Annotated in this window: 11 protein-coding genes; 6 read left to right on the top strand and 5 right to left on the bottom strand. The window is 64.1% G+C overall.

The annotated features are described in order from the left end of the window. Window positions 1-137: 137 nt before the first annotated feature. Both BRAS3843_RS28295 and BRAS3843_RS28290 read right to left on the bottom strand, forming a co-directional pair. Window positions 138-2069: a long-chain fatty acid--CoA ligase gene (locus tag BRAS3843_RS28295; RefSeq protein ID WP_035983059.1), complete on the bottom strand. Its 1932-nt coding sequence runs from the start codon at window positions 2067-2069 to the stop codon at window positions 138-140. After that, window positions 2066-2887 carry an ABC transporter ATP-binding protein gene (locus BRAS3843_RS28290; RefSeq protein WP_035983058.1) on the bottom strand — a complete coding sequence of 274 codons (822 nt, stop codon included), beginning with the start codon at window positions 2885-2887 and terminating at the stop codon, window positions 2066-2068. Before BRAS3843_RS28290 ends, BRAS3843_RS28295 begins: the two co-directional genes overlap by 4 nt. 275 nt (window positions 2888-3162) lie before the next feature. On the opposite strand from BRAS3843_RS28290, the gene BRAS3843_RS28285 reads away from it, so the two are divergent. From BRAS3843_RS28285 to BRAS3843_RS28275, 3 genes are all read left to right on the top strand, one after another. After that, complete coding sequence (locus BRAS3843_RS28285) at window positions 3163-3837, top strand: Crp/Fnr family transcriptional regulator (RefSeq protein WP_008972558.1); 675 nt, start codon at window positions 3163-3165, stop codon at window positions 3835-3837. Between the two features lie 128 nt (window positions 3838-3965). Then, window positions 3966-5051, top strand: coding sequence for a GDP-mannose 4,6-dehydratase (gene gmd, locus BRAS3843_RS28280; protein WP_085967034.1), 1086 nt, complete (start codon window positions 3966-3968; stop codon window positions 5049-5051). Next, window positions 5032-5988, top strand: a complete 957-nt coding sequence (locus BRAS3843_RS28275; RefSeq protein WP_083841451.1) for a GDP-L-fucose synthase — start codon at window positions 5032-5034, stop codon at window positions 5986-5988. The genes gmd and BRAS3843_RS28275 overlap by 20 nt, the downstream gene beginning before the upstream one ends. Window positions 5989-6062: 74 nt before the next feature. Here BRAS3843_RS28275 and BRAS3843_RS28270 read toward each other — a convergent pair whose 3' ends face one another. Next, window positions 6063-6953 carry an AraC family transcriptional regulator gene (locus BRAS3843_RS28270; protein WP_008972555.1) on the bottom strand — a complete coding sequence of 297 codons (891 nt, stop codon included), beginning with the start codon at window positions 6951-6953 and terminating at the stop codon, window positions 6063-6065. 146 nt (window positions 6954-7099) lie between these two features. Here BRAS3843_RS28270 and BRAS3843_RS28265 point away from each other — a divergent pair, with 146 nt between their 5' ends. Both BRAS3843_RS28265 and BRAS3843_RS28260 read left to right on the top strand, forming a co-directional pair. Further along, window positions 7100-7855: an SDR family oxidoreductase gene (locus tag BRAS3843_RS28265; RefSeq protein ID WP_008972554.1), complete on the top strand. Its 756-nt coding sequence runs from the start codon at window positions 7100-7102 to the stop codon at window positions 7853-7855. A gap of 39 nt (window positions 7856-7894) precedes the next feature. Continuing rightward, window positions 7895-8689 carry an N-acyl homoserine lactonase family protein gene (locus BRAS3843_RS28260; protein ID WP_008972553.1) on the top strand — a complete coding sequence of 265 codons (795 nt, stop codon included), beginning with the start codon at window positions 7895-7897 and terminating at the stop codon, window positions 8687-8689. Between the two features lie 12 nt (window positions 8690-8701). Here BRAS3843_RS28260 and BRAS3843_RS28255 read toward each other — a convergent pair whose 3' ends face one another. Continuing rightward, window positions 8702-9544, bottom strand: coding sequence for a uroporphyrinogen-III synthase (locus BRAS3843_RS28255; RefSeq protein ID WP_008972552.1), 843 nt, complete (start codon window positions 9542-9544; stop codon window positions 8702-8704). A 275-nt stretch (window positions 9545-9819) separates the two neighbouring features. Between BRAS3843_RS28255 and purU the strand changes: the two genes are divergently transcribed. Continuing rightward, window positions 9820-10683, top strand: coding sequence for a formyltetrahydrofolate deformylase (gene purU, locus BRAS3843_RS28250; RefSeq protein WP_008972551.1), 864 nt, complete (start codon window positions 9820-9822; stop codon window positions 10681-10683). Here purU and BRAS3843_RS28245 read toward each other — a convergent pair. After that, a complete protein-coding gene (locus BRAS3843_RS28245) occupies window positions 10680-11540 on the bottom strand; it encodes an NAD-dependent epimerase/dehydratase family protein (RefSeq protein WP_008972550.1) in 861 nt (286 codons plus the stop codon). The genes purU and BRAS3843_RS28245 overlap by 4 nt on opposite strands. Window positions 11541-11631 lie beyond the last annotated feature (91 nt).

Below are 11631 nucleotides of genomic sequence, written 5' to 3'. Positions count from 1 at the left end.
GGNGNGTTGTCGCGGCGAGCGAGCAACGGGAGACGGACCCCTCACCCGACCGAACTCGTGTTGACCCGCGGAGCTGCCCTCTCCCGCAAGGGGAGAGGGCCCAGCGATGCGCATCTCGCGTTGTTGCAGCAAACCCATCACTCCGCCGCCTCCGCCATCGGTCCATGCCCGACCAGATCGACCACTTTCAGCGTGGTGCGGATGCGCTGGGTGGTGCCGTCCTGGAAGCGGATCACAGTGTCGACCGGAATTTTCGGCGCGCCCTGATAGATCGCGTCGATGATGTCAGCGTATTTCTCATTGATGACGCCGCGGCGGACCTTGCGGGTGCGGGTGAGCTCGCCGTCATCGGCATCGAGCTCCTTGTAGAGCAGCAGGAAACGCGCGATGCGCTGCGCCGGCGGCAGCGTCGCATTCACGGTCTCGACCTCCTTCTGCAGCAGTGCATAGACCTCGTTGCGCGAGGCGAGGTCGGAATAGGTGGTGAAGGCGATGCGGTTCTTCTCCGCCCATTTGGAGATGATGGAGTAGCGGATGCAGATCATCGCCGCGAGATGGTCGCGGCCGGCGCCGAGCACCACAGCCTCGGCGATATAGGGTGAGAATTTCAGCTTGTTCTCGATATATTGCGGCGAGAAGCGCTCGCCGCGCGAGGTTTCGGCGAGGTCCTTGATGCGGTCGATCACGACCAGCTGCCTGGCCGCATTGAAATAGCCGGCATCTCCGGAATGCATCCAGCCGTCCTTGATGTCAGCGCTCGATGCTTCCGGGTTCTTGTAGTAGCCGAGAAACATGTTGGGATGGCGTACCACGATCTCGCCGACGCCCTGGCTGTCGGGCGTATCGATCCTGATCTCGACGGTTTCGGCCATCGGCACGCCGGTCGTATCGGGGTCGACCTTGTCGTCGGGATGCAGCGTGTAGGCCCCTAGCAGCTCGGTCTGGCCGTAGAGCGTGCGCAGCGGCACGCCCATGGCGCGAAAGAATTTGAAGGTGTCAGGGCCGAGCGCCGCGCCGCCGGTCGCGGCCGAGCGCAGCCGCGTGAAGCCGAGCCGGTCGCGGAGCGCACGAAACAGAATCGCGTCGGCGACGTGCGAATGCCCGCCCTTCTCGAGCGCAGCGAGACCCGTGGACATGCCGATATCATAGAGCCGCTGCTTGAGCGGCGATGCGTCCATCACGCCGGCGCGGACGTCGGCCGCGATCTGCTCCCAGACCCGTGGTGCGAACAGCACGAAGGTCGGCGCGATCTCGCGGAAGTCGTTCATCATCGTCTCGGGCTCTTCGACGAAGTTGACCTTCATCCGGCACAACAGCCCTTTGCCGAGCACGTAGACCTGCTCCATGATCCAGGGCAGCGGCAGCACCGAGACATATTCGTCATCGGGACCCTTGGGATCAAAGGCAAGGTAGGTCGCGCAATGGCGCAGCACCCGCGCGGCGGCAAGCATCGCAAGCTTGGGGTGCGAGGTGGTCCCCGACGTCGTGCAGAGGATCGCGCAATCCTCACCATCGGTCGCATCGACCAGGCGGTCGTAGAGCTCGGGCTCGCGTGCGGCCCTGGCGCGGCCGAGCTCGGCGAGCTTGGCGGCCGGCATCAGTCGGGCATCGTCGTATTTCCGCATGCCCCGCGGATCGGAATAGACGATGTGCTTCAGCTTCGGCACGCGGTCGGCCAGGTTCAACAGCTTGTCGACCTGCTCCTCGTCCTCGGCGAACACCAGCCGCGCCTCGCCATAGTTGAGGAGATAGGCGGCTTCCTCGTCGAGCACGTCGCGATAGAGCCCGAGGCTCAAGCCGCGGATCGCATGAGTCGCGATTTCGGCCGCGACCCAGTCGGGCCGGTTGTCGCCGATGATGCCGATCACGTCATCCTTGCCGAGCCCCAGCTCCACCATGCCGAGCGCGAAATCGCGCACGCGCCTCTGATAGTCGGCCCAGGTGAACAGCTTCCACAGCCCGAGATCCTTCTCGCGCAGCGCGACCTCCTTGCCGTGCTCGCGGGCGTTGAGCCGCAAGAGCTTCGGATAGGTGTCGGCCTGCGCGACCCTCGCCGCGTAATCCATCATGCCGCGTTCTCCGCGACTTCGGGCACATCGTCCGGGTCGACCAGCAGTTCGTCCTCTTCGCCGAGATAGGCGCGCTTGACATGGGGATCGGCGAGCACGGAGGCCGGATCGCCGTCGGCGATCTTGCGGCCGAAATCCAGCACCATCACGCGATGGGAGATGTCCATGACGACGCCCATGTCGTGCTCGATCATCACGACCGTCATGCCGTATTCCTCGTTGAGGTCGACGATGTAGCGCGCCATGTCTTCCTTCTCCTCGAAATTCATGCCGGCCATCGGCTCGTCGAGGAGGATCAGATGCGGCTCCAGCGCCATCGCGCGCGCCAGCTCGACGCGCTTGCGCAGGCCGTAGGAGAGGGTGCCGGCGGTGGCTTTGCGCACCGACTGCAGATCGAGGAAATCGATGATCTCTTCGACCTTCTCGCGGTGCTTGAGCTCCTCGCGCCGTGCGCCGGTGAGCCAGTACAGCGAGCCCGTGAGGAAGTTGTTCTTCAGCAAATGGTGCCGCCCGACCATGATGTTGTCGAGCACGCTCATGTGGTGGAACAAAGCGAGGTTCTGGAAGGTGCGGCCAATGCCGAGGGTCGCGCGCGCGTTGGGAGGCAGACCGGTGATGTCGCGGCCGCGGTGGAACAGCCTGCCTTCAGTCGGCTTGTAGCGGCCGGAGATGCAGTTCACGATCGAGGTCTTGCCGGCACCGTTCGGGCCGATGATCGAGAACAGCTCACCCTCGCGCACGCCGAAGCTGACATCGGTCAGCGCGCGTACGCCACCGAACCGCAGCGACACCGCGCGCGCTTCCAACGTAGTGTCCAATCGCTCCTCCCGAGGTTCCCTGGCGCTTGACGCACTCTTGGGTCTCTTTGTGGTCTCAATCCCGTCTTGTCGCGTTGCCGCGATCCTATCCCGCCCCATCGCCGAACGCCATCCGACGAACGACCGGCTTGGCCGGAGCAGGCGCGAAGATCTTTGAATAGAGCAAAGCGCTTGCGGGAAATGTCTTGCACCCGACAATTGCCTGATGAAAATCATCCCGGCCTTGCTGCGTTGCAATAGAACAGTTGGCTGCTTCGAATTGACGGGATGATGGTTTGATCGCTCCAGATACTCTCCAGCGTATCGCGCCTTGGTGGCAATACCTGAAGCCCGAGGAGATCGAGGTTGCCCGCGCCGGCATCGTCGAGCGCGCCTATGCGGCCAATGAGCACATCTTCATCCGTGGCGACCGTTTCGACTATTGGACCGGGGTCGTCACCGGGCTGGTCCGGATGAGCATGGTCTCGCGCGGCGGCAAGGCGACGACGTTCGCCGGGCTGACGGCGGGGGCCTGGTTCGGCGAGGGCAGCGTGCTGAAGAACGAGATCCGGCGCTACGATATCGTCGCGCTACGCGACAGCCGCATTGCGCTGATGGAGCGCGCGGCTTTCATCTGGCTGTTCGAGAACAGCGTCGGCTTCAACCGCTTCCTGGTCACCCAGCTCAACGAGCGGCTGGGCCAGTTCATCGGACTGGTCGAATATGGCCGGACGCTGGATGCCACCGCCCGGCTCGCGCGCAGCGTTGCGTCCCTGTTCAACCCGATCCTTTATCCGAACACCACCCGGCACCTCGAGATCACCCAGGAGGAGATCGGTGCGCTCTCCGGCCTGTCCCGGCAGAACGCCAATCAGTGTCTGAAGACCCTGGAGCGGGAAGGGCTGCTGCGGCTGGAATATTGCGGGGTGACAATCCTGGATCTGGAACGCCTGCGCAGTTACGGCGAGTAACAATCAGCCTCTATTCCGATACCCAGATGCCCAAAATCTATCGGTTTTTGGGTTAGGCTTGGCGGATTTCAGATGCTAAGGCGGTCTGAACCGGCCGAGGCGCGCCGGGTAAGGCGTTGGGAGCGCGGATGACGGCCGTCAATTGCAAGGGACGCGTGGCACTGATCACGGGTGTAACCGGCCAGGACGGGGCCTACTTGGCCGAACATCTGCTCGGCCTCGGCTATACCGTTCACGGCATCAAGCGGCGCTCATCGTCCTTCAATACTGCCCGGGTCGATCACCTCTATCGGGATCCGCACCACGGCAATGTGCCGTTCCTGCTGCATTACGGTGATATGACGGATTCGACCAATCTGATCCGGCTGATGCAGCAGATCCGTCCGACCGAGATCTACAACCTCGCCGCGCAAAGCCATGTCGGCGTCAGCTTCGAAAGCCCGGAATACACCGCCAATGCCGACGCGCTGGGCGTGCTCCGGCTGCTCGAGGCGATCCGTATTCTCGGCATGGAGAAGGAGACGCGCTTCTATCAAGCCTCCACCTCGGAGCTCTACGGACTTGTGCAGGAGATCCCGCAGCGGGAGACCACGCCGTTCTATCCGCGTTCGCCCTACGGTTGCGCCAAGCTCTATGGCTATTGGATCACGGTGAACTACCGCGAAGCGTACGGCATGTTTGCCTGCAACGGCATCCTGTTCAATCATGAGAGCCCGATCCGCGGCGAAACCTTCGTTACGCGCAAGATCACCCGCGGCGTCGCCCGCATCGAGGCCGGGCTCGAAGAGACCATCTATCTCGGCAATCTCGAGGCCAAGCGCGACTGGGGCCACGCCCGCGACTATGTCGAGGGGATGCACCTGATCCTGCAGGCCGATGCGCCCGACGACTTCGTGCTGGCCACCGGCGAAGCGCATTCGGTGCGCGAACTGGTCGAGCTGGCCTTTGCCGAGGTCGATCGCTGCATCGAATGGCGCGGCAACGGGATCGAGGAGACCGGCATCGACTGCAAATCCGGCAGGACGGTGGTGCGGATCGATCCGACCTATTTCCGGCCGACCGAGGTCGACCTCTTGATCGGCGACTGCCGCAAGGCGCGTGAGAAGCTCGGCTGGAAGCCGAAGCTGAGCTTCTCCGACTTGGTCCGGGAAATGGTGACAAGCGATCTCGATGCCGCGCGACGGGAGGTGGTCCGTGGCGGCAATACCATTTGAGCTCAAAGGCAAGACGGTGTTCGTCGCCGGCCATCGCGGCATGGTCGGCAGCGCGCTTGTGCGCCGCTTGGCGCGCGAGCAGGTCGAGCTGCTGACCGTCGGCCGCAGCGAGCTCGACCTGCGCGACCAGGCCGCCGTGTTCGCCTGGTTTGCGACAATGAAGCCGCAGGTGGTGTTCCTGGCGGCCGCCAAGGTCGGCGGCATCGTCGCCAACAACACGCTGCGCGCCGAGTTCATCTACGACAATCTCGCGATCACCGCGAATGTGATCCACGCCGCCTATGTCAACGGTGCCGAGAAGCTGATGTTCTTGGGGTCCTCCTGCATCTATCCGAAGCTCGCAGCCCAGCCGTTGCGCGAGGATGCGATGCTGACGGGGCCGCTGGAGCCGACCAACGAGCCTTATGCGATCGCCAAGATCGCCGGCATCAAGCTGATCGAGGCCTATCGCAGCCAGTACGGCTGCGACTTCATCAACGTGATGCCGACCAATCTCTATGGCCCCGGCGACAATTATCATCCCGAATACAGCCATGTCGTCGCGGCGCTGATCCGGCGCTTTCACGAAGCCAAAGTGTCAGGCGTGCCCGAGGTCGTGGTCTGGGGCACCGGCACTCCGCGCCGTGAATTCCTTTATGTGGACGACATGGCGGACGCGAGCGTCCACCTGATGAAGACCTATTCCGATTCCGAACTGGTCAATATCGGCACCGGCACGGACATCAGCATCGCCGATTTCGCCCGCGTCGTCGCAGCCGTCGTCGGCTACGCCGGTGCCATCGCCTTCGATCCGTCGCGCCCCGACGGCACGCCGCGCAAGCTGCTCGACGTGTCGCGGCTGGCAAAGCTCGGCTGGCGCGCGACGACCTCGCTGGAGGAGGGCATCGGACGCGCGTATCAGGCCTATCTGCAGGAGACGGGACAGGCGGCCGCCTGATGTTTTGCTGTGGTCCTGGTTTTCGCCGGGACCATGATCATAAGCAGTGATGCCTGCAACTGTGGGGAGTAGAGTTACGCCGCTGTCTCCGTCGCGCTCCTGGCGGCTTTGACGTCCCGTGCCGGTGAGGTCCCGAACATCCGGCCGTATTCGCGGGTGAACTGCGGTACGCTTTCATAGCCGACCGCGAACGCGGCGTTGGCGGCAGACATGCCTTCCGACAGCATCAGCCGCCTGGCCTCGATCAAACGGAGCTGCTTTTGGAATTGCAGCGGTGACAACGAGGTGACGCTGCGGAAATGCTGATGGAACGATGACGGGCTCATGCCGGCCACGGCTGAAAGCTGTTCGACCCGCAAGGGGCGGGCAAACTCGGCGCGCAGCACGGCAACTGCACGCGCGATGCGCTGTGCGTGGCCGTCCGGCCAGCCCAAGCGGCGGATTGCGGTTCCGTGCCGGCCGGCCAGCAGCCAATAATGCATCTCGCGCACGAGCTGTGCCTGGAGCACCGGCACCGAAGCCGGCCGGTCGAGCAGTCGCATCAGGCGCAGCGCGGCGTCCGCCACCTCGGTGTCGGTCGGCTCGACGCGGAGCGGGGCGTGATCGCCGACGCATGGTTCGCCCATTTCTGCCGAGAGTGCGGCGAGAAGTGCTTGATCGAGCTCCAGCACGAGCGAGAGATAGGGCGCTGCAACGCTGGCGCGGGTGATCTGGCTGACCGTCGGCACGTCGGCCGAGATCAACAGCGAATCTCCAGCCGAGAAGTCGAAGCTCTGGCCGCCCATGGTGACCTGCTTGCTGCCCTGCACGACCAGGCAAACCAGCGGGCGCGAGATGGCGTAGACGAGGCCGGACGGCGCGGTTGCGCGGACCGTCGTCAAGCCGGGAATCGGGGTCTGCGCGATGCCGAAGCTGTCGGCGTACGCCTCGGCATGGCGGCCGACCGCGTGGAGCAGGGAAGGCATTCGATTAGCCTAAACGGTTGGCGGCGGCGACGCACGACCTTTTGGAGGATTAGGCAAGAAAGGGCGAGGTTTCGGCAACAAGGAGAGGGTCAGCTGGGCGATATCGGCCAGATCGGCACAACAGGTCAGCTAAAGGAGTTCAGGCCGTGACCAAGATTGCCCTTGTGACAGGCGCCAGCCGCGGCCTCGGCCGCAATACCGCACTCAGCATCGCCCGCGGAGGCGGCGACGTCGTGCTGACCTATCAGAGCCGTGCAGAAGACGCCGACGCCGCGGTGGCGGAGATTGGAAAGCTCGGCCGCCAAGCCGTCGCACTCCAGCTGGACACCGGCGATGTCGCAAGCTTTGCCCGATTCACCGAACGATTGGGGACGGTGCTGCGCGAGACCTGGCAGCGCGAGACCTTCGATCATCTCGTGAACAACGCCGGTCACGGCGACTATGCCTTGATCGGCCATACCACTGAAGCGCAGTTCGATCGCCTCGTCGATGTCCACTTCAAGGGCGTCTATTTCCTGACGCAGGCGCTGCTGCCGCTGATTGCCGACGGCGGCCGCATCGTCAATCTGTCCTCCGGCCTGACCCGCACGTCGTTCCCGGGCTATGCGGCCTATGCCGCGGTCAAGGGGGCAGTCGAGGTGCTGACCCGCTACATGGCCAAGGAACTGGGCAGCCGCGGAATCGTCGTCAATACGGTGGCGCCCGGCGCAATCGAGACGGATTTCGGCGGCGGCGCGGTGCGCGACAACCCTGAGATCAACAAGGTTTTTGCCGACATGACCGCGCTTGGCCGTGTCGGCCTGCCCGACGATATCGGGCCCATGATCGCGAGCCTGTTGTCGGAGGACAATCGCTGGATCAACGCCCAGCGGATCGAGGTCTCCGGTGGGCAGGGGATCTGATCAGGCCATCTGAGCCGCACGAAGCTAAGGAGATCGTCGATGTCAGTCTCGACAACATCGTCTCGCACGGTCGAGCGGCTCTATGTACTCGATGCCGGCATTGCGGTGGCGCCGGACAGATCGGTCTATACGCCGGGGAAATGGCAGGGAGAGCAGGTCATGCTGACCTGCAATGCCTACCTGATCCGGCGCGCCGGCCAATGGACCCTCTGGGACACTGGTATCGACGATGCGATCGGCAGGGAATCCGGCGGCCGTGTCATTGCGCACAACATCCGCGGCATCGTGGTCAGGACGATCGCGTGCCAGCTCGCTGATATCGGCATCACGCCCGCGGACGTGAGCCGGGTGATCCTCTCGCATGCGCATTTCGATCATGTCGGCAATGCGAGGCTGTTCACCCACGCGACCTGGCACATGCAGCGCCGGGAGCATGAGGCGATGTTCGGCCCGGATTACGCGCAGCACGGTTATATGCCGCCGCTCTATGCGGACCTCGCGCGCGCCCAGGTCGAATTGATGGATGGCGACCACGATATCTTCGGCGACGGATCGGTGCAGGTGATCTCGACGCCCGGTCACACGCTCGGTCACTGCTCTTTGTTGGTGCGGCTGCCAAAGAGCGGGCCCGTCCTGCTGTCGGGCGACGTCGCGCATGACAGCTACAACATGGTGCATCGCTGTGTGCCCACGATGAACGCGGATGCAGAAGCGTCGCGCCAATCGATGGCGCGCATCGCGGCCATCGTTCACGCGGAGGAGGCCCAGCTCTGGCTGAACCACGACACCGTGCAGAGCGCGACAATCTCGCACGCGCCGGCTTATTTCGATTGAACGGCCGCGCGATCAGCTTGCCGCATTGCGCGGCGGTGTCGCGCTCAGCGCTGCTGCCATCGCCGAGATCAGCGGCTTCATGAAATAGGCCTCGCCCGACGGCGTGATCGCAGGGCTGACGCCATGCGCGTGCAATTCATCCGTCACCACCGGGCCGACGGATGCGATCGGTGTCCGCGCCAGTCCCTCGCGCAACCGCGCCTCGACGCCGTGCGCTGCCGCGACATCGAACAGCCGGCGCGGTTGGCCCGAGCTGGTCAGCGCGATCGCGTCGACCCGTCCGGCCACCATCTCGTCGACCGCGGTGAGAATATTCGCATCCGCCGCCTTGGCGTCGTAGACGTAAGGTAGCACGGGATCGACCTCGGCGCCTTGCGCTGAGATCGCGCCGATCAGAGCCGAGTGGTCCTTGTCGGGATAGAGCTGCAGTCCGACCCGATGGCCCCTGAGATCGTAGCGCGACAGCAATTCGGCGACACCTTCGGAGGTCGGCTTCTCGGTCGTGAGCTGCGGCTCCAGCCCGAGCTCGCGCAGGGCGCGGCCGGGCTTCGGCCCCCGGGTGAACTTACGCGCCTTTCCGAGCGCGGCGACGAAGTCCGGCTCGACCTCGAGTCGTCGCACCACCGTCATCAGTCGGCGCAGGCCTTCGCCGGTCAGCAGCACCAGATCGTCGAACGGCTGATCGATGCAGCGTTTGATCCAAGCTTCGATCGGGGCCGGATCGGGCGCGTCATGGATCGCGAACATCGGACATTGCAGCACCTCGGCGCCCTGTTCGGCGAGCAGCCGGGAGAACTGCGCTTCCTCGCGCGTCTCCAGGATCAGGATGCGGTAACCGGTGAGCCTGTCAGCCATGATGTCGCTCTAACCTCGTTAGCCTCACTGCGCCAGAAGCGCGAGACATCGCCTGCTTCACCGTCATTCCGGGGCGATGCGACAGCATCGAACCCGGAATCTCGAGATTCCGGGTTCAGCCCTGACGGGCTGCCCCGGAATGACGGCGGTTTTGACGCAGCAAGATCAACCACGGTTTGTTCATCCTGACACTCGTTGAAGCGTTGGCGCAAGGGCATGGGGGTGATAGAGCAGGGCCCGAAAACCACCTCGTTGCACGGTCCCATCTCGCCGCCATGCCTGACCATCAATACGTCCTGACCCTGTCCTGCCCGGATCGCCCGGGCATCGTCTCGGCCGTCTCCACCTTCCTTGCCCATAATGGCCAGAACATCCTCGACGCCCAGCAGTTCGGCGATTTCGAGACCGGTCATTTCTTCATGCGCGTGGTGTTCACCGCCGCCGATCTCGCCGTCAACCTGTCGGCGCTGCAGACCGGCTTTGCCGCCATCGCCGAGCGTTTCAACATGGACTGGCAGATGCGCGACCGTGCGGCGAAGCGGCGGGTGATGCTGCTCGTCTCCAAGTTCGACCACTGCCTGGTCGACATCCTCTACCGCTGGCGCACCGGCGACCTTGCGATGGTCCCGACCGCGATCGTCTCCAATCATCCGCGCGAGACCTATGCCGGGATCGATTTCGGCGAGATTCCGTTCCACCACATGCCGGTGACCAAGGAGACCAAGCGCGAGCAGGAGCAGGCGATCCTCAAGCTGGTCGAGCAGACCGGCACCGATCTCGTCGTGCTCGCACGCTACATGCAGATCCTCTCCGACGAGATGTCGGCGAGCCTGTCAGGCCGCTGCATCAACATCCACCATTCCTTCCTGCCGGGCTTCAAGGGCGCCAAGCCCTATCACCAGGCCTATGAGCGCGGGGTCAAGCTGATCGGCGCGACCGCCCATTATGTCACGCGCGATCTCGACGAAGGCCCGATCATCGATCAGGACGTCGAGCGCATCAGCCATCGCGATACGCCGGAGGATCTGGTCCGCAAGGGCCGCGACATCGAGCGCCGCGTGCTGGCGCGCGCCATCCGCTATCACCTCGACGATCGCGTCATCCTCAATGGCCGCAAGACGGTGGTGTTCGTGGATTAGGCGAACAGCGGACGGAAGCCGCGTGCGCTCCAGCCGAAATCCCTCATCGCGGGGCCCGCGTCGAACGCCATGTCCTGCATCATGCGCAGCCCCATCGCGACATTCGCGCCGGGAAACAGTGGCTTGATGAGCGGGAACAGGGCGCGCCAGAGCGGGGCAGGGACGGACGGGGTGTGTCGCGGCAGTCCCAGCCCGTCGAAGATGCGGCCGATCATCTCCCGATAGGCGAGCGTCTCGCCGCCAGGCACGGCGTAGATCTTGTTGGCTGCTGCAGGCGCAGCCGCCGCGGCGATCGCGCCGATCGCGAGATCCTCGGCGTGGACCGGTTGCCGCGCCCCCTGTCCGCCGCCAACCAGCGGCATCACGTGGAAGCGACGGATCAGCCGCGACAGGGGCGTGATATTCCTGTCGCGTCCTTCGCTGTAGATCAACGTCGGGCGGAGGATGGTCCAGGCGATGTTGTGCTGTTCGCAGATGGTCATGATCTCGCGCTCGGCTTCGATCAGGTTGCGAAGGCCGGCACGCTCGGACGCGATCTCGCTGTCCAGCTTGGTGAGGAGGCTGGTCGAGCTCAGGACGATCAGGCGTTTCAACTCGCTGGGAACAAGATGAACGAGCGCCGGTCCGAGCAGCGTCGCATGCGCCGTGCAGTACAGCGTCGAAAATGCCGGGAGCCGCAACGTCTCCTGATGCTGCAGATCACCCGCGATCGTGTCCACATCAGTCCGTGGGGGCTGGGAACGGGTCAGGATGAGCGGGCGCTCGCCGCGCCGGACAAGGTGGTCGAGCAGATAGCCGCCGACCAGGCCGGTGCCGCCGATCACCAGGCTTCTTGGTTGCTTGATGTTTCCGTCCACAGATACTCACCCGGGTTGCAACCAGGGTGAGAACAAATCGCCAAGGCGAGCAGACGTTCCTCGTGTGGTTCAATCAGGAGAGATTGTGAAA

The sequence above is a fragment of the Bradyrhizobium sp. STM 3843 genome (genome assembly GCF_000239815.1).
Classification (GTDB): Bacteria; Pseudomonadota; Alphaproteobacteria; order Rhizobiales; family Xanthobacteraceae; genus Bradyrhizobium.
This window is presented reverse-complemented; position numbering and strand designations above follow the sequence as displayed.